Annotated in this window: 16 protein-coding genes and 1 pseudogene; 12 read left to right on the top strand and 5 right to left on the bottom strand. The window is 47.6% G+C overall.

Annotation, left to right across the window (positions count from 1 at the left end; translation table 11 throughout):
• Positions 1-117 precede the first annotated feature (117 nt).
• Positions 118-2,256 (bottom strand): annotated as a pseudogene (locus tag QL234_RS23285) (M3 family metallopeptidase); the annotation flags it as partial.
• A gap of 349 nt (positions 2,257-2,605) precedes the next feature.
• Between QL234_RS23285 and QL234_RS23280 the strand changes: the two are divergent.
• Positions 2,606-4,402 (top strand): acyl-CoA dehydrogenase C-terminal domain-containing protein, encoded by a 1,797-nt coding sequence (locus tag QL234_RS23280; protein ID WP_281560165.1) that lies wholly within the window; start codon positions 2,606-2,608, stop codon positions 4,400-4,402.
• A 132-nt stretch (positions 4,403-4,534) separates the two neighbouring features.
• On the opposite strand, the gene QL234_RS23275 is transcribed toward QL234_RS23280, so the two are convergent.
• From QL234_RS23275 to rpsT, 4 genes are all read right to left on the bottom strand, one after another.
• On the bottom strand, positions 4,535-5,011 hold the full coding sequence (locus QL234_RS23275; RefSeq protein ID WP_281560164.1) for a TlpA disulfide reductase family protein: 477 nt from the start codon (positions 5,009-5,011) through the stop codon (positions 4,535-4,537).
• 90 nt (positions 5,012-5,101) lie between these two features.
• Complete coding sequence (locus QL234_RS23270) at positions 5,102-6,703, bottom strand: choline dehydrogenase (RefSeq protein ID WP_281560163.1); 1,602 nt, start codon at positions 6,701-6,703, stop codon at positions 5,102-5,104.
• 186 nt (positions 6,704-6,889) lie between these two features.
• On the bottom strand, positions 6,890-8,554 hold the full coding sequence (locus QL234_RS23265) for a Zn-dependent hydrolase (RefSeq protein WP_281560162.1): 1,665 nt from the start codon (positions 8,552-8,554) through the stop codon (positions 6,890-6,892).
• A 128-nt stretch (positions 8,555-8,682) separates the two neighbouring features.
• Positions 8,683-8,943, bottom strand: coding sequence for a 30S ribosomal protein S20 (gene rpsT / locus QL234_RS23260; RefSeq protein ID WP_281560161.1), 261 nt, complete (start codon positions 8,941-8,943; stop codon positions 8,683-8,685).
• Between the two features lie 325 nt (positions 8,944-9,268).
• Between rpsT and murJ the strand changes: the two genes are divergently transcribed.
• The 11 genes from murJ to QL234_RS23205 all read left to right on the top strand — a co-directional run bounded on the left by murJ (position 9,269) and on the right by QL234_RS23205 (position 23,118).
• Positions 9,269-10,864: a murein biosynthesis integral membrane protein MurJ gene (murJ, locus tag QL234_RS23255; RefSeq protein WP_281560160.1), complete on the top strand. Its 1,596-nt coding sequence runs from the start codon at positions 9,269-9,271 to the stop codon at positions 10,862-10,864.
• A gap of 116 nt (positions 10,865-10,980) precedes the next feature.
• The gene (ribF, locus tag QL234_RS23250; protein ID WP_281560159.1) at positions 10,981-11,952 is read left to right on the top strand and encodes a bifunctional riboflavin kinase/FAD synthetase; all 972 of its coding nucleotides are present in this window, start codon (positions 10,981-10,983) and stop codon (positions 11,950-11,952) included.
• An 8-nt stretch (positions 11,953-11,960) separates the two neighbouring features.
• A complete protein-coding gene (gene ileS / locus QL234_RS23245; protein WP_281560158.1) occupies positions 11,961-14,798 on the top strand; it encodes an isoleucine--tRNA ligase in 2,838 nt (945 codons plus the stop codon).
• Between the two features lie 18 nt (positions 14,799-14,816).
• On the top strand, positions 14,817-15,329 hold the full coding sequence (lspA, locus tag QL234_RS23240) for a signal peptidase II (RefSeq protein ID WP_281560157.1): 513 nt from the start codon (positions 14,817-14,819) through the stop codon (positions 15,327-15,329).
• A 24-nt stretch (positions 15,330-15,353) separates the two neighbouring features.
• Positions 15,354-15,788, top strand: coding sequence for an FKBP-type peptidyl-prolyl cis-trans isomerase (gene fkpB / locus QL234_RS23235; protein ID WP_281560156.1), 435 nt, complete (start codon positions 15,354-15,356; stop codon positions 15,786-15,788).
• A gap of 11 nt (positions 15,789-15,799) precedes the next feature.
• Complete coding sequence (gene ispH, locus QL234_RS23230) at positions 15,800-16,729, top strand: 4-hydroxy-3-methylbut-2-enyl diphosphate reductase (protein WP_044830338.1); 930 nt, start codon at positions 15,800-15,802, stop codon at positions 16,727-16,729.
• A gap of 292 nt (positions 16,730-17,021) precedes the next feature.
• Positions 17,022-17,585 (top strand): type IV pilus modification protein PilV, encoded by a 564-nt coding sequence (pilV, locus tag QL234_RS23225; RefSeq protein WP_281560155.1) that lies wholly within the window; start codon positions 17,022-17,024, stop codon positions 17,583-17,585.
• An 8-nt stretch (positions 17,586-17,593) separates the two neighbouring features.
• A complete protein-coding gene (locus QL234_RS23220; protein WP_281560154.1) occupies positions 17,594-18,577 on the top strand; it encodes a PilW family protein in 984 nt (327 codons plus the stop codon).
• On the top strand, positions 18,568-19,026 hold the full coding sequence (locus tag QL234_RS23215) for a pilus assembly PilX N-terminal domain-containing protein (protein WP_281560153.1): 459 nt from the start codon (positions 18,568-18,570) through the stop codon (positions 19,024-19,026). Before QL234_RS23220 ends, QL234_RS23215 begins: the two co-directional genes overlap by 10 nt.
• Before the next feature lie 121 nt (positions 19,027-19,147).
• Positions 19,148-22,702 carry a PilC/PilY family type IV pilus protein gene (locus QL234_RS23210; protein WP_281560152.1) on the top strand — a complete coding sequence of 1,185 codons (3,555 nt, stop codon included), beginning with the start codon at positions 19,148-19,150 and terminating at the stop codon, positions 22,700-22,702.
• Entirely contained in the window at positions 22,699-23,118 is a 420-nt protein-coding gene (locus tag QL234_RS23205) for a type IV pilin protein (RefSeq protein ID WP_281560151.1), read from the top strand. Before QL234_RS23210 ends, QL234_RS23205 begins: the two co-directional genes overlap by 4 nt.
• The last annotated feature ends 1 nt before the right edge of the window (position 23,119 follow it).

Below are 23,119 nucleotides of genomic sequence, written 5' to 3'. Positions count from 1 at the left end.
TTAAAGACACTTATTTCGGTCACTGAATATTTCAGCGATAAACTGAAACTAATAAAAAAGCCCTGTTAAACAGGGCTTTTTTTGTTTTTAGTCGTTAACCAGTAATTACTTACCGGTTAAACCACGACGCTCCAGCAGTGGTTCAACTTTAGGATCTTGTCCGCGGAAGCGGCGATACATCATGGCCGGATCTTCTTTACCCCCGGTTTCCAGTACATGCTTGCGGTACAATTCAGCGGTAGTATGGTCGAAGATACCGTTTTCCTTAAACGCTAACCAGGTATCGGCATCATAGGTGTTTGACCACAGGTAGCCGTAATAACCGGATGAGTAGCCGCCGGCGAAGATATGGGAGAAATAACCGGTGCGGTAACGCGGCGCTATGGTATCGATCAGGCCGATTTTGCTGATGATATCTTTTTCAAACTTGGCGGCGTCCTGTAACTCGGCGGTTTCCAGGGTGTGCCAGTTCATATCCAGCAGGGCAGCGGCCAGATATTCTGTGGTGGCAAAGCCTTGGTTAAATTTACCTGCGGCCTGGATTTTGTCTACCAGCTCCATAGGAATGACTTCACCGGTTTGATAGTGGCGGGCAAAGTTTGACAGTACTTCAGGCTCTGTCATCCAGTTTTCCATGACCTGGGAAGGATATTCAACATAATCCCGCGGCAGGGCAGTGCCGGTTTGCGAGCGGTAATAACCGTCGGAAAGCAGACCCTGGATGGCATGGCCAAATTCGTGGAACAGGGTAGATGCCTGGTCAAAGGTCAGCAGGGTCGGCTTATCGCCTACCGGGCGCGGATAGTTTAAGACGTTATAGATGATTGGCGTCACGTCTTCGCCGTACATGCGGTATTGCTTGCGGAAACTGCTCATCCAGGCGCCGCCGCGCTTGCTTTCACGGACAAAGTGATCTGTCATAAAGATGCCGACATAACTGCCGTCTTTATCGTAGACTTCAAAAGTGCGGACATCTTCATGGTATTTGGGCAGGTCGCTTCTTTCTTTAAAGGTAACGCCCCAAAGTTTCTCGGCGGTAAAGAAGACCCCTTTTAAGGTGGACTCAAGCGAGAAATAAGGCTTAGTTGCCGCAGCGTCCAGATCGTAACGTGCTTTACGGATTTTCTCGGCATAATACCACCAGTCCCAGGCCGCCAGCTCAAAATTGCCGCCTTCGGCGTCGATCATTTTTTGCATATCCGCCGCTTCCAGCTTCGCCTGCTTTAACGCGGCGGGCCAGACTTGATCCAGCAGCTTAAAGACATTTTCCGGTGTTTTCGCGGTAGCATTGTCTAACACGAAGTTTGCATGGGTTTTATAACCGAGCAATTTGGCTTTTTGATATCTCAGGCTGGCAAGCTCGGAGGCAATTTTTTTGTTATCGTATTCATCATCGTTATTGCCGCGCTCGGTATAACCCTTGTAGATGGTTTCCCGCAACTTACGGTTGGTAGAATAAGTTAAAAACGGGTTTTTACTGGGTCTGTGGGTGGTGAACACCCATTTGCCGTCATGGCCCCTTTCGGTAGCGGTCACGGCTGCGGCAGCGATGATATCTTCGGGTAAACCGTCCAGGTCGGCCTTGTTATCGACAACCATCTCAAAACTGTTGGTTTCGTGCAGCAGGTTTTCGCCAAATTTTAGCGATAGTTTGCTGAGTTTTTCGTTTAACTGACGCAGGGTATTTTTATCTGCTTCATTTAAGTTGGCGCCGCCGCGGATAAAGCCTTTATAGGTGGTTTCCAATAAGGTTTTTTGATCGGCTCTAAGGTTTAACTGATCTTTTTGCTGATAAACGGCTTTAACCCGCTGAAAAAGCGCCGGGTTAAGGCTGATATCATCGCCTAGTGCAGATAGTTTAGGGGAGATTTCCTTGTTGATGGCGCGCATTTCAGCATCGGACATAGAGCCGGTTAAGCCGTAAAAGACATTGCTGACTGTGTTTAAAAAGTCACCGGCTTTCTCCATTGCTTCTACTGTGTTTTCGAAGGTCGGGGCAGCGCTGTTGTTGGCGATGGCATTGATTTCATTACGGCTGAGGGTAATGCCGTGCTCAAACGCCGGTAAATAATGGCTTTTCTTAATTTTTTCAAAAGGAGGGATGCCGTATGGTGTAGTAAAGTCACTGAAAAACGGATTGTCCATATTGATATTTTGCTCTGCTGCAAGTGGAGCCTGCACCTGACTGGCGTTGTCTGACTGACAGCCGGCAAGTGCGATAGCCAGGGCTATCGGCGCTAAAACACGAGTTTTCATTAAAATTCCCCGAAATATTATTGTCTTATAAATAACCTAAAATACTTTTCACCTTGTTCACACATAGTTAACAAGACAGCTTAGGCCCGATTCTATGTCAGTCGCGGCCAAGGTACAAGTAAGCAGGGGACGGATGCGTTGAAATGCATACCAGGCAAGGTGAAATAAATAACAGCGCAATATCCGGCGCTGTTATGGAATTGTTTGTTTTAGTGGTAAAAAAATAATCAGCTGCACTTTATGCTTTTCAAATTATGGATAACATGATTTAATCTAGTCAAATAACAAGTCAGACCACTTACCAGTTGGTTGGCACAAAACGTTAAAAGTTAATGGTTGGAGAGATTAAATGCCTGAATATAAAGCGCCTATCCGTGATATTAAGTTTGTTATGCAGGAGTTGTTAGACTGCGAAACCCATTACCAGCATTTAGGCTACCAGGATGCCAGCATTGAAATGATCGATGCCATCCTGGCGGAAGCCAGTAAGTTTACCGAGCAGGTGATTGCACCGCTCAACCAAATCGGCGATGAGCAAGGCTGTACCTGGAAAGACGGTGCGGTGACCACGCCGGATGGTTTTAAAGACGCTTACCAACAATATGTTGATGGCGGTTGGCCGACCTTGTCCCAGTCTGAGGAGTTCGGCGGTCAGGGCTTGCCTCATTCCCTCAATACCACTATCGGTGAGCTGCTTTCCTCTGCCAACCACAGTTTTGCCATGTATCCGGGTTTAAGCCACGGCGCGTTGGCAACACTTGAGGCCCACGGCACCGATGAACAAAAACAAACCTTTATGCCAAATCTGGTAGAAGGGCGCTGGACCGGCACCATGTGTCTGACGGAACCTCACTGCGGTACCGACCTGGGCATGTTGCGCACTAAAGCGGAGCCAAATGACGATGGCAGCTATTCCTTAACCGGTACTAAAATCTTTATTTCTGCCGGTGAGCATGACTTGTCTGAAAATATTATCCATATCGTGATTGCCAGACTGCCCGGTGCACCTGAAGGCAGCAAAGGTATTTCTTTGTTTGTTGTGCCTAAACTGGCGATCAACGAAGACGGCAGTGTCGGCGAGAACAATGGTGTCAGCTGTGGGTCTATCGAGCATAAGATGGGCATTAATGCCAATGCCACTTGTGTCATTAACTTCGACGGCGCCAAAGGTTACTTGATCGGTGCCCCGAACCGCGGATTACACTGCATGTTTACCTTTATGAATGCCGCCCGCCTGGGTGTGGCCAATGAAGGTGTTGCCGCGGCAGAAGCGTCTTTCCAGGGGGCGTTGGCTTATGCCAAAGACCGGCTGCAGATGCGTTCTCTTAGCGGTGTGAAAAACCCTGACGGCCCGGCGGATGCCATTATTGTTCATCCGGATGTGCGCCGTATGTTATTGACGCAAAAGTCCATTGCCGAAGGCGGACGGGCGTTAAACGGTTATTTATCTCAGCTGGTGGATATTTGCCATGCGGAAAAAGATCCTGAAGTCAGGGCGGTAGCCGAGTCAAAACTGGCGCTGTTAACCCCGATTGCCAAAGCCTTCTTAACGGAAACCGGCCTGGAGTGTACCAGTCACGGCGTACAAGTCTTTGGCGGCCACGGCTTCATTAAAGAATGGGGTATGGAGCAGTTGATGCGCGATACCAAGATCAGCTGTTTGTATGAAGGTACTACCGGGGTGCAGGCGTTAGACTTACTGGCGCGTAAAGTCTTAGGCACCCAAGGGGAGATCCTGAAACCTTTTGCTCAGGATATTACTGAGTTTTGTCAGCGAAACGCTACCGATGCCGATATGGCTGAGTTTATCAAGCCTATTATGGCTTACGCTGCCCAATTGCAGGAAATTACTGGAGCTGTCGGTAAGAAAGCCATGGCCAATGCCGATGAAATCGGTGCGGCATCTGTGGACTACCTGATGTTTTCCGGGTATTTCACCCTGGCTTATTTCTGGGGACAAATGGCGGAAAAAGCCCTGGAAAAACTTAAAGCAAGCGATGATGACAAGGACTTCTACCAGGCGAAGATTAAAACTGCCCGTTTCTACTTCCAACGCATCTTACCGCGTGCACAGGGACATGCCAGCTGTTTGGCCAACGGCGCCGACAGCATGATGGCATTAACGGAAGATGAGTTTGCTTTTTAATTTTCGTTAATAATATCTAATGATAAAAAAAGGGAAGCAACAGCTTCCCTTTTTTATGCTTGGCGGTATTGCAGCTGTTATCCTGAAATGGAAAATATAGGATAGGGTTTATTGGCTGACAGTAGCAGAGGATTAGTTTTTTACGATTTCCTGAACTGCCAGCTCAAGCTTGGGATTGGTAATATCTGAGCTGCTGCTGCGATAAATAACTTCCCCCGATCGCTTGATAAAAAAGGTCGTTGGTGTGCCCCTTACCCCATATAAGCTGGCGACCGCCTCACCCCGTACCGCGGTGATAAAGTCATATCCCCGGGCATAAATCTCATCTTGTGGTTTGGCGCCTTCATCCTCGTTAAAGCTGATAGCAAGGATTTCTATCCCGCTTGCCTGGTATTTCTTTTGCAACTCGCTCAGTTTAGGTTGCAACCTCTTACAATAAGGGCACCAGGTTGCCCAAAAGTGCAGGATAACCGGCTTGTTTTTATATTGTTCAAGGGAGATAGCTTTTCCGTCCTGGGTGGTTAATTGCCAGGGCGGAGCAAGTTCGCCAGCCTGGGAAAAAGTTGCCATGGAAAAGGTGAAAATAAGGAAAAGTAGGTTTTTTATCATCTTATGGTTCGGGCTCTGATTGATTCGTATCCAGATTGACCCGGTTTGGTGAAGATAACTTTCAGTCTTATTAATACCGCCTGTTGTTTATTACGAATAAGTTTCAAGGATCATATCTGCCGCCTTTGCTGCGATCATCATGGTTGGCGCGTTGGTATTGCCGCTGATAATGGTGGGCATAATTGAGGCATCAACAACCCTTAGTCCTTGTAAACCATGTACTTTTAATGAAGCATCGACCACGGCCAGCTCATCCTGGCCCATTTTACAGGTGCCCACAGGATGATAAATGGTATTGGCTTTTTGTTGTAAAAAAGCCTTGATATCATCATCACTTTGGCAGTGACTGCCGGGAATGAGTTCCTGGCCGTTATTGTCGCTCAAGGGAGACTGATCCAGGACTTCGCGGGCAATTTTTACCGCTGCCGTCATTTTTTCGAGGTCGTCATGGTCATCGAGCATCTTCAGTTCAATCCTGGGGTGCAGGTAAGCCTTGTTGCCGAATAAACTGACCTTACCGCGGCTTTTTGGTCTTAATAAACACACATGCAGGGCAATGCCGTAGTTAAAGAGCATCTTGCTGTTGCGGCCATGATCATCCATGGCCCCGGGGATAAAATGAAACTGCAGGTCGGGACGGGAGACATTGGGGTGGGATTTGATAAAACCGCCGGATTCGCACACCGAAGAAGTCAATAACCCGCTGCGCTTGGTGATAAATTTCCAGCTTTCCTTGATGGCCCACAAGATGGCTCCGGGCCGGAAAGAGAGCAAGTCATAGCGGTTGTGGCGGTTGACCACCAGGACATCAACATGGTCTTGCAGGTTTTGCCCGACCCCTTCAAGGGCATGTTTGACTTCGATATTATGCTGTTTCAGCTCATTTTCTGGCCCTATGCCGGATAACATCAAGAGTTGCGGCGAGTTAAAGGCCCCGGCGCTTAAAATGACTTCTTTTTCTGCCCTGAGCCGGTAGCGTCTGCCCTTGGATAAATAGCTGAGCCCGGTGATCTGTTTGCCCGATAACTGCAGTTTTTCTACCTGGACATTGGTTAATACCGTCAGGTTTTTCCGTTTCAGGTGGGGGGTGAGGAAGGCGGTAGCGGCGCTGCAGCGGTAGCCGTTTTTTTGCGTGACCTGGTAATACCCTATGCCTTCCTGGCTCGGGCCGTTAAAGTCGGTGTTGAGGGGGAACCCTGCCTGTTGCGCCGCCAGGATAAAATCATCGTTGACCGGCAGCTTTGAACGTGAGTCGGCAACATTGAGCGGTCCGCCGGTGCCGTGATAGTCGTCCTGGCCCCGCTCCTGGTGTTGCATGGCTTTAAAATACGGCAGCACATCGTCATATCCCCAACCGTTGTTACCCAGCTCGGCCCAGTGGTCGTAATCTTGCTTTTGTCCCCGGATATATAACATGGCGTTGATGGAGCTGCTGCCGCCGAGGGTTTTTCCCCTGGGGTTGAAGACCCGGCGCTGGTTTAAAGTAGCTTCGCGTTCGGATTTGTATTGCCAGTTCAAGGCCCGGTTGGTCATCAGGCCAATGACGCCTATGGGCAGGTGGATGCTCCAGTGGTTATCTTTTGGGCCAGCTTCGAGCAGGCAAACCTTGTATTTACCGCAGGCGGATAAGCGCTCGGCTAATACGCACCCGGCTGATCCTGCGCCGACTATGATGAAATCATATGTTTTCACGGTTAATCCCTGGACTGTAGGTGAGGACTCTTGGTTACTTTATAAACAATGAGCGGTTAAAATCAATGGCTTATTGGAGATATCGGCAAATATTTTTATCCGGCGGGCAAATGTGGCTAGCGCAGGGGGAGATAAAAGTCAGCCACCACAAAGGTTTGTGGTGGCTGTTACTAAAGGTTGCTTAGCTTAAAGGCCAAGTACTTGTTTTCCTTGATTGAAAACAATATCAACCGGGATACTGGCAGCTTCTAAACGGGCCAGGTCGCCCGCCAGCACAGGGTTAATAATACCTTGCTCTTTTACCAGCTTATCTACGCCCAGGTAATCGCCGTCACCTTGTATGGTGAGGATCAGCTCTGATAAGGAGTTGATCGCTGCGGTCATTTTCTCCATGTTGACCCGGTACAAGCCCTGCTCGTTGCGGTCAAAAGCTCCTTGTTCTTTAAAGTAATTAAAGCGCACCATATTCGCTTTACCATGGGCGGAGCTGGCGCCAAATCTCACCGAGCGGAAGATACCCGCGAGGAAGGTGGTGTAGTACTCTTCCAGGGTGCCTTCGGTGATGGCACCATTCTCTAACAGTTGTCTGACCATATAAAGGCCGAGGATATCGGCTTTGCCTTCTTCCAATGCCGAGGCATGTTCTTTCAGGGCCTGGCGAACCGTGCCTTTATCATTGACGGTATTTTTAATGCCCAGGCCATGGGCAACCTCGTGGAACATAGTATTGGCGAAGAAAGCGGTAAAGGTCACATTGCTGCGCTGCTCGGGTACTATCAGGGTTTCGGCGATAGGGCCCATAATAGCGTCAAACTTGGCGCGCATGGCATTTTTTAACTGCAGGCGTCGGGTGCCTTTCTCCAGCTGTACCTGCTCGTCGTTGGGCAGGTTGATGGCGATGGTTTTACCGCCGGCATTAGAGTGTCCGGCATAATAAATGACATCATAGGCGTTAAGATCGGCATCCGAGCCCGGCATTTCCTGTTTGTATTTTTTCGAGACAGGTAAACCTTTTTGCAGCGCCGGCAGGTGTGAAGCGAATTTGGCCAGCTTTTCACTCCAGCTTTGATCTTTGATCAAGACGTAGGACTCAAAAGCGGCGCGGTAACCGTACATCTGATCTTCATAGGTTTCAATGGGTCCTATCACGACATCGATAGGATTATTTTTCATGTCCATCCAGGCAAAATCGGATGGCTGGTAGTTGTCGCTGCGCAGCGCCTTGGCCCTCATACGCAGGTAATTGGCAAATTCTTTATCTTCGGCCAGGGTGGCGGCTTCTTCTAAAATAGCCCCTGCGCGGTTAAGTTCGTCGGCATAGGCTTCGGAATAGCTGATGGCAGTAAGTTGGCCCTTGCTATCACGGCGGATCAAAGAGTACAGGCCTTTTTCATCTTTTAAACCGGCACTTTCCAGTTCGCTCTTGCTGATATCCTGAGGATAAAATTGTGCGCCCAGGGCTTTTTCTGCGGTATTGGCCATAAAAGGTTTGTCGCCGTTGAGGCGATCCCAGGGGCCATAATTGATTTGTGCAAAGCGGCGGGTTTTTTCATCTTTGATGCCGGCAAGGAAGGCTTCCTTGTCTTGTCCGTAAGCCTGCTGCCAGAAAAGCTCATCCATGATTTTAGAGGCGTCAATTAACAAAGACAGCATCTGCTTCTGGTTGGCAGATAAGTGGCTGAGATCGGCTTCCAGGGTAACGGTCTTGTAGATATCCAGTTTATTCTGATACTCGGGTAATAAGCTGGCACTTTTTTGTTGTTGTGGGGTGATGTTGTCACTACAGGCGCTTAAAAGCCCTACCGCGGCAACAACTACCGCCGCAACTTTTGAAAATTTCATTTGAATCATCCTGTTAAAAATACCCGGTAGAGACTAGAAAAAAACCGGGGCCAGTGCAAGCCTATCGTGGAGAAAGAGGAATTTTAGGCATAAAAAAACCGGCAGAAGCCGGTTTTTTAAATGCTTTCATAAAAACATTAAAGCGCTTTGATAGCTGCGTTAAGACGACTTTTGCTACGTGCTGCTTTGTTTTTGTGAATAAGACCTTTGCTTGCGTAACGATCAAGGATCGGAGTAGCAGCGGCAAATTCTTTTGTTGCTGTTTCTTTGTCACCGGCTTCGATTGCTGCGGTTACTTTTTTAACTAAAGTGCGCATCATAGAGCGACGACTTGCATTGTGTTGACGGCGCTTTTCTGATTGTACCGCGCGTTTCTTAGCGGACTTTGAGTTAGCCAAGGTGAACTCCTAAAATATGAATAAATATAGCCTAAATTTAAGGCGGAGAAATATGCCTTTTTTTTGGTGTTTTGTCAAATCTTTTCACGTATAAAATTGCATAAGTCATTTAGCCGCCACTTTCTGTTGACTCGGCGGAAGGGCGTAGCATAATGCATGTTTTTCTAGCCGACCTGTGACAGTTCCCCATTTTAGCAGATATAAGGCGGCGATGTTAACCGCAGTTTCTGTTTTGCAGGCAAGTTACCTGACATTTTCATCATATTTCACGCTAACTAACCGGCGTTAAATGAGTTATTTGCAGAATAATAAGATAGGACGAGTTTTGAGTAAAAAATTGATCAAATCCGGACTTATTGTCAGTTTTATGACATTAATTTCCCGGGTGCTGGGTTTAGTACGGGATGTGGTCACGGCCAATATTATGGGCACGGGGGCCAGTGCCGATGTTTTTTTCTTTGCCAATAAAATCCCTAATTTTTTACGCCGTTTATTTGCCGAAGGAGCTTTTGCCCAGGCATTTGTGCCTGTGCTGAGTGAATATCAGGCTAAAGATGAACAAGAGGGCACAAACGAAACCCGCAAACTTATTGCCCAGGTCTCGGGGACTTTGGGGGTTTTAGTTACCCTGGTAACCTTGGTTGGGGTTATTGCTTCTCCCCTGGTAGTGATCCTCTTTATGCCCGGCTGGTTCAGCGAATGGCTCAGCGGTGGCGCTGATGCCGGTAAGTTTGATTTGGCTTCTGTTTTATTAAAGATCACTTTTCCCTATTTGTGGTTTGTCAGCCTGACCGCCCTTGCCGGCGCTGTGCTCAATACCCTGGGGAAATTTGCGGTATCTGCCTTTACCCCTGTCCTGCTTAATGTCTGTATAATCACCATGGCGATTTTTCTTAGCCCGCATGTGGAGAATGCTGCTTATGCCCTGGCCTGGGGCGTCTTTGCCGGCGGTTTGGTGCAGTTTCTTTTTCAGTTGCCGTTTTTGTACAAGGCCGGGGTTTTGGTAAAACCGCAATGGGCCTGGCGCTCAAAAGGGGTGACTAAAATTCGCAAACTGATCGTGCCGGCTTTGTTCGGTGTCTCTGTGACCCAGATTAATTTGCTGCTTGATACCGTTATTGCCAGTTTTTTAATCACTGGTTCGGTCAGCTGGCTCTATTATGCCGATCGTTTGCTGGAATTTCCGTTGGGCTTATTTGGAATTGGTATTGCTACCGTGATCTTACCCAGTTTGTCCGGCTTGCATGCGCGCAAAAACGAACGGGAATTCAGCGATACCCTGGACTGGTCGATTAAGGTGGTCAGCCTGTTTGGCTGGCCGGCCCTGGCTGGGCTGATGGTGCTGGCGCAACCTATCATCATGATCCTGTTCATGCGTGGGGAGTTTACCCAGGTGGATGTTGAGCAGGTCTCCTTTGCCTTGTTTGCTTATTTGTCGGGTTTGCTCAGCTTTATGTATATCAAGGTATTGGCCCCCGGGTATTATGCCCGTCAGGATACCAGAACGCCGGTGAAAATTGGTATTATTGCCATGGTCGCCAATATGGCCTTTAACCTTATATTGGCGCCTTTTTTAGGTTATGTCGGTTTGGCACTGGCCACCACGTTATCGGCGACCCTTAATGCCTTTTTGCTCTATCAGGGATTAAGGCGCCAGTCGGTATATCATTTGTCTGCCAAGTCGGGCTTTTTTATTTTGCGCCTGATGCTGGCGGCCGGTGTGATGGCCGGTGTGGTTTATTATTTATCTCCGGGTTTTGATGCCTGGCTGGCCATGGATTTCTATCAGCAAGTATTAAAACTGCTGTTTTGTATCCTTGCCGGTATGGCCAGTTATTTTATCGCGATTGTCGTTTTGGGCGTACGTTTTAAAGATTTTAAGGTACAGGCTCTGGCAAAATCGTCACCCGGTTGTGAATAAATGCATTAAATGACGTTCATATGCTGATTCTTGTTGCTGACTAATATATAATTCGTCGGTTTTTTATTCTTCTTATACTTTCGGGTATATAACAGGGCTTAAGGTTTCACGGCTAGATGCAGTTAGTTCGGGGGTTACACAATATTCAGCCAGAGGATCATGGTTGCGTATTGACGATAGGTAATTTTGATGGTGTCCACTTGGGGCACCGGCGGGTGATCAGTGCGCTGGTGGAAAAAGCCAGGGCGCTTAATTGTGCCTCGGCGGTGATGGTGTTTGAACCCCAGCCGAGAGAGCTTTTCGCGCCGCAAACGGCACCGGCTAGGCTCAGCCGTTTAATCGATAAATACCTGTTATTGCAAGAGCTTGGTGTAGAACGTTTAATTTGTGTGAATTTTAACCGTAAATTTGCCAACCTGAGCGCGGAAGATTTTATCGAACAGTTGCTGGTTAAACGACTGGGCATAAAACACCTGATTATCGGCGATGATTTTCATTTTGGTAAAAACCGGGCCGGAAATTTTGACATGTTATGCCGTGCCGGCCGGGAATTTGGTTTTGGTGTTTCCGATACCGCCAGTTATAAACTGGCTGATTGCCGCATCAGCAGCACAGAAATTCGCCAGGCACTGGAGCGGGATGATTTTGCAGAAGCCCGCCGTATGCTGGGGCGCCCTTATTCTATTTTCGGTCGTGTCTTTCACGGTGATAAACGGGGGCGCCAGTTAGGTTACCCGACCGCCAATGTCTTGCTTAAACGCCGGGTTTCCCCTGTATGCGGTGTTTATGTGGTGCAGGTAAAAACGGCTTTTGGCATCTATTACGGTGTTGCCAATATTGGCTCCAGGCCAACGGTTTCCGGCATAAGACAGCAACTGGAAGTCCATATTTTTGATTTTAACGCTGATTTGTACGGACAAAGCATAGAAGTGGTGATGTTACATAAACTCAGAAATGAGATGAAGTTTACTTCCCTGAGTGAATTAACCACGCAAATCAGCAAAGATAGTGTGCAAGCGCGTACTTTTTTGAACAATTTAGATACTGAATCGGTTAACGGATACGTTAACACCCATGATAACGGATAATGATTTAAATGAGCGATTATAAACATACCCTGAATCTGCCAGATACTCCTTTCCCGATGAAAGGCAACATGGCAAACCGCGAACCTCAAATGCTTAAGGACTGGGCAGGAAAAGACCTGTACGGCAAGATCCGCGCCGCTAAAAAGGGAAAGAAATCATTCATTTTGCATGATGGTCCTCCATATGCAAATGGTGATATCCATTTGGGGCATTCAGTAAACAAGATCCTCAAAGATATTATTGTTAAGTCCAAGACCCTTTCCGACTTTAATTCTCCTTTTGTTCCGGGTTGGGATTGTCACGGTCTGCCGATCGAATTAATGGTGGAAAAGAAGGTCGGCAAACCCGGCCATAAGGTAACACCGGCTCAGTTTAGGGAAAAGTGTCGCGAATATGCCATCAAGCAGGTCAACGGCCAGCGGGAAGACTTTAAACGTTTAGGTGTTTTTGCCGATTGGGAAAAGCCTTACCTGACCATGGATTTCGATACCGAAGCCAATATTATCCGAGCCTTGGGCAAGATTGCTGAAAATGGTCACCTGCAGCAAGGGTTCAAACCTGTGCACTGGTGTACCGATTGTGGTTCTGCACTGGCGGAAGCGGAAGTAGAGTATAAAGATAAGCAGTCTCCGGCCATTGACGTTAAATTTACTCTGGTTGATGAAAGTGTTGCCGATAAATTCTCACATCCGGAAGGCCATGTCGGTGAAGGTGAAATTGGTATAGTGATCTGGACCACCACTCCTTGGACTTTACCGGCTAACCGCGCTGTTTCAGTGCATCCTGCGGTGGAGTACACCCTGGTACAGTGTGAAACCGAGCAAGGCAAACAGCGCCTGATCCTGGCATCGGATCTGGTACAGTCCTGCATGGACAGATTTGGTATCGATAAATACCATGCCTTAGGCTTTTGTCTGGGTAAAGAGCTGGACCGCGCCGAGCTGAAACATCCGTTTTATGATTTTAATGTCCCGGTTATTTGCGGTGAGCACGTTACCACAGATTCGGGTACAGGCTGTGTTCACACTGCGCCGGGACACGGTGTCGACGATTTCGTAGTTGGTAAGGAATATGACCTTGAAGTGGCCAACCCTGTAGGCGCCAATGGTGTTTATCTTGAAGATACCCCGTTATTCGCCGGGCAGCACGTATTTAAGGCCAATGACAGCGTCATCGAAGCGTTAAAAGAGCATAATGCCTTATTGCATCACCATGCCTATGAGCACTCTTATCCTCATTGCTGGCGCCATAAAACGCCGATTATTTTCCGTGCCACGCCGCAGTGGTTTATCTCCATGGACAACAAAGCTTTACGCCAGGCGTCTTTAAATGAAATTAAAGACACCCAGTGGATCCCTGACTGGGGCCAAAGCCGCATCGAATCTATGGTTGAAGGACGTCCTGACTGGTGTATCTCCCGCCAGCGTACCTGGGGGGTGCCGATTGCTCTGTTTATCCATAAGGATACCGGTGCTTTACATCCGCGCAGTATCGAGTTGATTGAAACTGTAGCGCAAAAAGTGGAACAGAAGGGGATACAGGCCTGGTTTGATTTAGAAGCCAGTGAACTTATCGGTGACGATGCTGGTGAATACATTAAAGTGCCGGATACGTTAGATGTTTGGTTCGATTCAGGTACTACCCATTACTCTGTGGTCGATGCCCGCGAAGAGTTTGACGGCCAGGCGGATCTCTATCTGGAAGGCTCAGATCAGCACAGGGGTTGGTTTATGTCTTCCATGATGTCATCTGTTGCCATGACCGGCAAAGCACCTTACAAGCAGGTGTTAACTCACGGTTTTACCGTGGATGTTAACGGTCACAAGATGTCGAAATCTCTGGGTAATGTGATCACCCCGGCGCAAATCACCAATAAACTTGGTGCGGATATCCTGCGCTTATGGGTGGCGTCGGTGAACTATACCCAGGAAATTACCGTTTCCGACGAGATTTTCAAGCGTCAGGCAGATGCTTATCGCCGGATCCGTAATACCTCGCGCTTCCTGCTGGCTAATATCAATGGTTTTGATCCCAAACAGCATTCGGTTGCCTTTGAAGATATGGTGGCACTGGATCGCTGGGTTGTGGATAAAGCGGCTCAACTGCAAGATGAAATTGTCGCTGCCTACAATGAGTATGAATTCCATCAGGTGGTCCATAAGTTAATGAACTTCTGTACTACAGAGCTGGGTGGTTTCTACCTGGATATCATCAAAGATCGTCAGTATACCGCGAAAGATAACAGTGTTGCCCGTCGTTCTTGTCAGACGGCCATGTATCTGATTGCCGAAGCTATGACCCGCTGGATGGCGCCTGTGCTGTCCTTTACCGCGCAGGAAATCTGGCAGGCACTGCCGCAAGCTGCTGACGGCGAGCGTGATGAGTTCGTTTTCACCGGCGTCTGGTTTGATGGCCTGGCTAAATTACCTCAGGATGTGAAGTTAAATAACGATTACTGGAACGAGCTGTTACTGGTACGCAGCGAAGTCAATAAAGCGCTTGAACTGGCCCGTAAAGACAAAATTGTCGGTAAGGCCCTGGAAGCTGAAGTGAAACTTTATGCAACCACAGACTTAGCCGATAAGATTAAGATGCTGGGTGAAGAACTGCGTTTTGTCCTCATCACCTCAAAAGCCAGTGTCGAGCAGGTTGACAGTGCACCGGAAAATGCCGTTGCCACCGAAATTGAAGGTTTATGGCTGAGTGTTACTCCGTCAAACGGCAGCAAATGTGAGCGTTGCTGGCATTATACTGATGATGTTGGCAGCAATGAGCAGTATAATGATCTTTGTGGCCGCTGTATTACCAACGTTGAAGGCGATGGTGAAGTGCGGGAATTTGCTTAAGGGTGAATGAGTAGTTTTATGAAAGTGAATCTTGCCGATTCAGGCATTCGCTGGATCTGGTTAACATTAGTGTTCCTGGTCATTGACCAGGTCACTAAATACTGGGTAGCCGGCAGTATGGATTTATATCAGTCCATTAAAGTGACGGCGTTTTTTAACATCACTTATGTCCATAACCTGGGGGCAGCCTTTAGCTTTCTTGCTGATCAGGCCGGGTGGCAGCGCTGGTTTTTTGCTGCCATTGCCACGGTTGCCAGTGTGATCTTTGTGATCTGGCTGGCGAAAACCCCAAAAGAAAATAAGTCTTTAAGCATCGCTTTTGCGTTAATGTTAAGCGGCGCCCTGGGCAACTTATTTGATCGGGTATTGCTTGGTTATGTGATTGACTTCTTAGATTTTTATGTCGGAAGTTATCACTGGCCTGCCTTTAATGTTGCTGATTCTGCCATTTTTGTCGGTGCGGTATTAATGGTGCTGGACTCCTTTAAAGGCTCAGACAAAGAAAATGTCGCCGGTAGTATCAATAAGTAATTTTAGTAAAGCGGATAAAATTTAATGACTCAAGTTGTTGAAAAAGACTCGATTTTAGTGGTGCATATCACCATGAAGCTGGCTGACGGCTCTGCGGCGGACAGTACTAAGGTCAATAACAAACCGGCAAAGATCATCATGGGAGATGAAAGCATCTCTCCTGCTTTTGAAGCCCAGTTATTGGGGCTTGCCGTTGGTGAAAGTAAAGAGTTTACCCTGCAGGCGAAAGATGCCTTTGGTGAAGTGAACCCGGATAATATCCATTATATGGATATCAGTAAATTCAGCGAAGAGGCTCCGGCGAAAGTCGGCAATATTATTACCTTTACCCAGCCGGGAAATGTGGAGCTCCCCGGGATGATCCGTGAAGTTTCCGGCTCTTCGGTGACCATAGATTTTAATCACCCGTTAGCCGGACAAGAGGTGACTTTTGTCATTGATCTTGTTGAAATTCAATAGCGAGGTAATTGATGGAAATTATTTTAGCTAATCCACGCGGCTTTTGTGCCGGTGTTGACCGCGCCATCAGTATCGTTGACCGGGCGCTGGATCTGTTTGATGCCCCTATTTATGTGCGCCATGAAGTGGTGCATAACAAGTTTGTCGTTAACGGCCTTAAAGAAAGAGGCGCGATTTTCGTTGATGAACTCAATGAAGTTCCGGACGACAGTACGGTTATTTTCAGCGCCCACGGGGTTTCAAAAGCGGTTCGCAACGAGGCTAAACGCCGCGGATTGAAAGTTTTTGATGCTACTTGTCCACTGGTGACTAAGGTGCATATGGAAGTCTCCAGGACCAGCCGGAAAAATATCGAGTGTGTTTTGATCGGTCATGCCGGGCACCCGGAAGTCGAAGGGACTATGGGCCAGTATGAAAGCGAGCAGGGAGGGATCTACCTGGTAGAATCCGCTGAAGATGTGCAAAACCTGAAGGTGAAAAATCCGGATGAATTGTATTTCTGCAGCCAGACTACCTTATCGGTTGATGATACCAGTGATGTGATTGATGCCTTGCAGGCAAAATTTCCGGCAATTAAAGGGCCGCGAAAAGATGATATCTGTTATGCCACTCAAAACCGCCAGGATGCGGTCAGGTCCATTGCCGGACAGGTTGATTTGTTGCTGGTGGTAGGTGCGAAAAACAGCTCTAACTCCAACCGTTTGCGGGAGCTGGCGGATAAAATGGGCACTACATCCTATTTGATTGATACTGCAGATGATATTGATGTCAATTGGCTGTCTTCAGCTGCTAAGGTCGGGGTGACCGCAGGTGCCTCTGCACCTGATATTTTGGTGCAACAAGTGATCGATGCACTAAAAGGCTATGGTGGTCATGAGGTTATCGAACATCCAGGCCGGGAAGAAAACATCGTATTTGCGGTTCCTGCCGAATTAAGCTAGGCTTACCCCATAAGGGGTAGGCAAAAATTTGTACAATTCAACTTTTTTCCAAAAAAAGTTTCAGCCTATACTTTACTAATAAACCTGCTGCCGGTCCGCCGTGGAAGTCGCGCCGGCAGTACTATAAAAGGTATGGGTTAATGCTGTTCACTTTCGTGATTTTTAACACATATAGCGATATTTTCGGGTATTCGGTGTTTGCCGGATTTACCTCCTTTCTGCTTTTTATTCTATTCTTTATTATAACCTGGCGGGATCCGGGTTCAGCAAAGGTAAGGTATAAGGATGCGCTATGACTGCTAAACCTAAGATTTCCAAACATGGCGGTATGACCTTCATTGAAGTGCTGATTGCCTTATTCATCCTGGTGACCGGTATTATCGGTGCCATTGCCACCCAGGCCAGTGCTAAAAAAGGCAGTTTTGATGCCATGCAAAGATCCCTGGCCTCTTCTCTGGCCCAAGACATTATAGAGCGTATGCGCAACAACCAGTCTTCGGGATTATTCCTGGAAAATTATGAGGGCACCTATGGCACCGGCAGTGCGGCTCCTGCTAGCAGATGTAACTCAACGGCAAGTTTGTGTACTCCTTTGGAAATGGTGGCAAATGATCTCTATGAGTGGGAGCAGACCTTATTAGGCTCGGAAGTTAAAAGCGGCACAAACAATCTTGGTGGCCTGCTTGGTGCTACCGGCTGTATTTCTCATAACAATAATAACGTCACTGTGGTGGTCAGTTGGGAAGGGCGCTTTGAATCAACAGATGCAGGTGCAGCCAATAGTACTTTTGCAGCTGCTTGTGGCAGTAGCAATAAGAAAAGGCGGCAAATAGTCATTCAGGCTTTTATTTTCTAGGGGTTTTTATGGTTAAAAAGCAACAAGGATTCAGCCTGATTGAGTTATTTATTTCACTGGCAACCGGCCTGGTGTTATTTGCCGGGGTATTGAGTGTTTTTGTCGGGATCCGGGCAACGACTTCAGAAACCACTACTTATGGTGAATTGCAGGAAAATGGCCGTTTTGCGATAAATTTACTCACCGATGATTTGCTCAGGCAAGGGTTTTGGGGGGAGTTGCCGGAGAGTTTATCTACCGGGCTGTTAGTCTCTTCGCCGGCGGCCGTCGCCGGTGACTGTGTGGGGGACGGTGTTAACAATGCCAGTTTCCCGCTGGCTGTCGGACACTTCAGGGCATTATGGGGAACATCCCTGATAAGTGCGGCCACTATGGGTTGTATCAACGATGCCAAAACGGGCTCCGATTTGTTGCAAATTAAGCGGGTTGTTTCAGCTCCAGTGGCAGCGGCGAATGTCAGTGCTGATCGCTATTATCTGATCGCCAATGCCAACTCCGGGGCTATTTTTGCCGGAGATGCGGCTATCCCTACCATTAATGATGCCCAAATCTGGGAGTACCAACATCATATTTATTATATCAGTGAATATAGCCAGGGCGGAAATACCGTGCCAGCACTTATGCAGGGACAGCTCAGAAACGGTACTCTGCCGCCGGTTTTTTTTAACCAGGTCATTGATGGTATCGAGATGATACGCTTTATGTATGGAGTGGACAGTGATAATGACGGCATTGTTAATGCCTTTATTGCCGCAGGCAATATGCTTGATACCTATTGGGACAATGAATCGGATATCCGCATACTGGCAGTGAAAATTTTTGTGCTGGCCCGCAGTATTTTACCGGATGCCAGCTACGAAAACCTCAATACCTATTACTTGGGGGATTTAGCGGTGAACTTTATTAACGGCGGTAATGGTGATAACTATCGGCGTATGTTATTCAGCTCGACGATAACATTGCCTAATGCGAGGGTAGACACATGGCCTTAAAAAAACAGCAAGGGGTGGTATTAATTGTCTCCCTGGTGTTCCTGATTGCGCTGACAGCGGTTGCTGCAGCATTAATGCAAAATACCTCGGTAGATATTAAGATGTCAGGCGCGAGTCAGTTAAAAGTGGTTGCCACCCAGGAAGCTATCAGCTCACTGGATGAAGTCATTTTTAATCAGGTGACACAAACCGACGGCATTAATGATTTTGCTTATCCCTTGGGAGTTTTTCCGCTAAACCCTGCAGTGACCGCCGATAATACCACGGCTCAAATCTCTGTCGCCAACACTAACAACTTAGTGGTTGATTGCCCCCATTCTCAATCGGCGTCTTCGGCGCAGGTATTAAAATGCAATGTTTTAAGGATACAGATAAACAGATTATACGGGCGCAATAACAACAGTGCCGTGCAGATAAATTCTGGTGTTGCCCAGGAAGTCCTGCCGTAAGCCGACATAGTGTAAAACACAGTGTCGGTTTTTTAATAGTTGCTGGTTGCGCTTAGTAATATAAAGGTATATTCGCCTGATTTTTATTCCGTGATGTTAATCCTAGCGTGGGGAAAGTGTGATGAAAAAATGGATGTTATCGGCTTTAGTGTATTTGTTTTGTGTTCACTCTTATGGTGAAGACATTGAACTCTATATTGGCGATCAGTCACAAAGAGTTGGTAAAAAACCTCAGGTGCTGATTATTTTTGATAATTCCGGCAGTATGAATACCATAGAAAATGTCAAATCCCCTTATGATCCCAATACCACTTACCCTGCGATTGGCGGATATAATAGTCTGTCGGATGATTTTATTTATTTTGAAAAACAGGACGGGCCGGATGCCGGCACACCTGTGCCGGATAGCCCGAGTGAAACTCGCCGTTTTCTCTCGGCCATTAACAGTTGCGATACTGCCAGGGAAAAACTGGCCACTGTGGGTCGTTATACCGGTTATATCAGGGAATATAGTTTTCAGGGGCAAAATGGTAGCTGGCAGGAATTGCCGGATAATAACGGTGCCAACATTAAGATTCTTGACTGTTTTGACGATATCCAGCTGTTAGATCCGGATAATGCCGGCGTTGAAAAAAATGGCGGAAGCATCGAAGCCTTACCTGACGGTTATCCGGTAGATGGCTTAGGGACGAAGCAAAATCCGGTGTATTATACCGCTGATGTCAATGCTTCCAATACGGCATTTGGTGCAGGCTCGGTGGTGACTTTGTACACTGATAATTATTTACGCTGGAGTCAGAGTGAGATCATAGATAATGTTGATTTGACCCGTTTAGAAATTGCCAAGGACACCGTGACTGATTTGATCGAGTCAGCGCCTTCGGTGGATTTTGGCTTACAAATCTTTAACTATAATTTTCCCGGAGAAAATACCCGGGATGGCGGCCGTATTGTTATGGGCATCCAGGAAATGACCGCCACTGTAAGACAAAATTTGGTTGATCTGATTGATGTTGAAATTGACGGTGAAACCAACACGCCTTTGTGTGAAAGTTTATATGAGGTGTCCCGTTATTTAGGGGGCAAGTCGGTTGATTTTGGCGATAATGATTCTAATAATGGTGCGACTTATAAAGGCAATACTCCTCCCAGAGACACTTCTATTGAGAGTTCCGGCAACTATATCAGCCCTTATCGCGGCTGCAGCAATGAAGTCTTTGTGATATTAATTACCGATGGTGAGCCTACTGAGGACAGGGCCGCTGACGGTAATATCAGTGGTTTACCCGGTATCGGCGGGCTGTTTCAAAACAATTATTTACCGTCGCTGGCGCAGTGGATGCACAATAACGATGTTAATGACAGCATGGACGGCGAGCAAATATCGACATTATTTACCGTAGGTTTTGGTAAAGATGCCGAAAGTGCTGAAGAGCTGCTCAGTAGAGCAGCAGAATTGGGAGGTGGCCAGTATTATCCTGCGACGGACCCCAATGATTTGTTAGCCTCGCTGCAATCTGCTTTGCTGGAAATTCTAAGCATCAATACCAGCTTTACCGCTCCTTCAGTTGCTTCCAATAATTTTGATCGTACCGAAACCCTGGATTCTGTTTATTATGCGATGTTTTTACCTGATCAGGGGCCTCGCTGGCAGGGCAACCTGAAAAAATTGAAGGTGACGGCTTCAGGTCTGGTTGACCGGGAAGGTAAAGTAGCGATAAGCAGTAATGGCAATATACTGACAACGGCAAAAACCTTTTGGAGCACATCGGCAAAAGCGGATGGTGAGGATGTTGAAGCTGGTGGCGTGGCTGAAATGTTGAGAGCAAAAACCGATCGGGTGATTTACAGTGATCTCGGCAGCTCCGGGGCTTTAGTGCCTTTTAACCGCAGCAACAGTGAAAATCACTTTGGCGGCAGTGCAAATTTAGCTGTTGTGCTTAATGTCGATGAGCAGGATATTGATGACACCATCAACTGGTCCAAGGGCATGGATGTTGATGACAGCGATCTTGATGGGGTAACAAGTGATATCCGGTTTGATGTTTTTGCCGACCCGCTTCATTCTAAACCTTTGGTTGTCAATTATGGCGGCTCCAGCACTAATCAGGATGTCAGGATCTTGTTAGGCACTAATGCCGGCGTATTGCACATGTTTGATGATAACGGTGACAGCGTTGATGAAAGCTGGGCATTTATGCCGAAAGAGTTTTTTCCTAATATTAAGCCTTTGCGGGAAAATAATGCTTCAAGCGGTAAAGTTTATGGTATCGACGGCTCACCCGTTGTTTATCTGCTTGATAAAAATGGTGATGGTTCCATCAGTAGCAGTAATGGCGATAAGGCCTGGGTTTTCTTTGGCCTGCGCCGTGGCGGCTCTTCATACTACGGTTTGGATATTACCTTGCCCGATGCCCCTAAACTATTATGGCACCTTGATGCCGGCAGTGCCGGTTTTAATGAGCTGGGACAGTCCTGGTCGCAACCTCAGCTGGGCTATTCAAAACTTAATACCTCTTCAGGTGTTCCACAGCCGGTGTTGATTTTTGGCGGTGGTTATGCCATTTCCAAAGATAATAGCGGCGTTGGTGGCAGTGACAGTGTCGGTCGTGCCATTTATATGGTGGATGCGAAGACGGGCACTTTAAAGTGGAGTTTGACGCCGGCTGCAAGCAGTGGGGTCAATACCCAGTTTACCGGGATTGCAGACAGCATACCGGCGGCTATCGGCACCCTCGACAGCGATGGTGACGGTTTGATCGACCGCTTATATGCCGGCGATAGTGGCGGCAATCTTTGGCGGGTCGACATGCCGGAAGGAGCCCCCAACAGCTCGGAAAACCCCTGGACTGTGTTTAAACTGGCGCAACTAGGGGGAGAGACAAATTCAACAGACAGACGCTTCTTTAGCCAGCCGGCAATTGTCAGGGCTTTTATTGAAGAAACCAAATCTTCCTCGGTTACGGATGAACAGAGCAATACCACGACCGTGATTAGCCGCCAGGAAACACCTTACGAAGCAATATTAATCGGCAGTGGTGATCGTTCGACACCATCATCAGGGGATACCGAGGATAAATTTTTTATGATCAAAGATCCCGATATTTTTACCCAGTCTTTTGTCGCGGAAGATGTTCCCGCCCCGTATACCATTGAAAGTTTATACGATTATACCGACGACCCGTTCGGGCAAACCCTGACCAGCCAGGAAAGAGAATCACTGGCGCTGGCGGTAAGTCAAAAATCAGGCTGGTTTATTGACTTTGCCGGGTTGGGAGAAAAAAGCATGTCGGCGGCTACGGCCATTGCCGGTGTCGCCTATTTTAACTCTTTTACCCCGGGAAACAGCAGCAGTAGTAGCTGTGAGTTAAATGCCGGTAACGGTTTGCTATATGCGGTAGACCTGTCGCTTGGCACTAAGATTTACGACTGGCGAACCTTAAGCGTTGGTGAAAGGGTGCCGGATACGCCTACTATTATCATTCCCCCTGAAGATGATGATGAAACCCATAGTCGTTTATTGTTTGTCGGTGTCGGTGAAGGCTCTGGAGCCGGCACGCTTACCTTATGTGATGCCAAAGATTGCTGTAATAGCGATTGTGATCCGGAGGAGCCACCTGATGGCATCAGCTTAAAAACCATGCGTACTTATCTTTATGTGGCGGAATCTAAATGATGAATTATAGTGGAAAATATAAAGGCCTGACCTTGATCGAAGTTTTGATCACTATGGCTATTGTCGCCATTCTGGCCGCTGTGGTCTATCCGGCTTATGTTGATGTCACCGGGAGGAGCAATCGCAGTGAAGCCCAGCGGGAGCTGAGCCGGTTGGCATTTTTACAGGAGCAGTTTTTTGCGGATAACCGTACTTATACCGCAGACATGACGGATTTGGGAGCGCCGGCGGATCCTTATATTACCGAGTCAGGAAATTACAGTATAGATGCCATTGTCGGGGCCGGCGGTACGACTTTTGATCTTAAGGCTACCGCGAAGGGCAATCAGGCAGAGATTGATGCCAGTTGTACAACTTTATCCATAGACGAAGCCCTGGTGAAAACCGCCTCTTCGGAAAGCTGTTGGGAGCACTAGT

This window comes from Thalassomonas sp. RHCl1 (assembly GCF_947387555.1).
GTDB lineage: Bacteria > Pseudomonadota > Gammaproteobacteria > Enterobacterales > Alteromonadaceae > Thalassomonas.
Note: the sequence above shows the minus strand (reverse complement) of the source record. Positions and strands in the feature narration are given on the sequence as shown.

What these genes read in the sequence shown, in the direction of transcription:
- QL234_RS23280 (WP_281560165.1), top strand. Translation starts at nt 2,606, where the DNA reads ATGCCTGAATATAAAGCGCCTATCCGTGATATTAAGTTTGTTATGCAG.
- QL234_RS23275 (WP_281560164.1), bottom strand. Translation starts at nt 5,011, where the DNA reads ATGATAAAAAACCTACTTTTCCTTATTTTCACCTTTTCCATGGCAACT.
- QL234_RS23265 (WP_281560162.1), bottom strand. Translation starts at nt 8,554, where the DNA reads ATGATTCAAATGAAATTTTCAAAAGTTGCGGCGGTAGTTGTTGCCGCG.
- ribF (WP_281560159.1), top strand. Translation starts at nt 10,981, where the DNA reads ATGCAGTTAGTTCGGGGGTTACACAATATTCAGCCAGAGGATCATGGT.
- ileS (WP_281560158.1), top strand. Translation starts at nt 11,961, where the DNA reads ATGAGCGATTATAAACATACCCTGAATCTGCCAGATACTCCTTTCCCG.
- lspA (WP_281560157.1), top strand. Translation starts at nt 14,817, where the DNA reads ATGAAAGTGAATCTTGCCGATTCAGGCATTCGCTGGATCTGGTTAACA.
- fkpB (WP_281560156.1), top strand. Translation starts at nt 15,354, where the DNA reads ATGACTCAAGTTGTTGAAAAAGACTCGATTTTAGTGGTGCATATCACC.
- ispH (WP_044830338.1), top strand. Translation starts at nt 15,800, where the DNA reads ATGGAAATTATTTTAGCTAATCCACGCGGCTTTTGTGCCGGTGTTGAC.
- pilV (WP_281560155.1), top strand. Translation starts at nt 17,022, where the DNA reads ATGACTGCTAAACCTAAGATTTCCAAACATGGCGGTATGACCTTCATT.
- QL234_RS23220 (WP_281560154.1), top strand. Translation starts at nt 17,594, where the DNA reads ATGGTTAAAAAGCAACAAGGATTCAGCCTGATTGAGTTATTTATTTCA.
- QL234_RS23215 (WP_281560153.1), top strand. Translation starts at nt 18,568, where the DNA reads ATGGCCTTAAAAAAACAGCAAGGGGTGGTATTAATTGTCTCCCTGGTG.
- QL234_RS23210 (WP_281560152.1), top strand. Translation starts at nt 19,148, where the DNA reads ATGAAAAAATGGATGTTATCGGCTTTAGTGTATTTGTTTTGTGTTCAC.
- QL234_RS23205 (WP_281560151.1), top strand. Translation starts at nt 22,699, where the DNA reads ATGATGAATTATAGTGGAAAATATAAAGGCCTGACCTTGATCGAAGTT.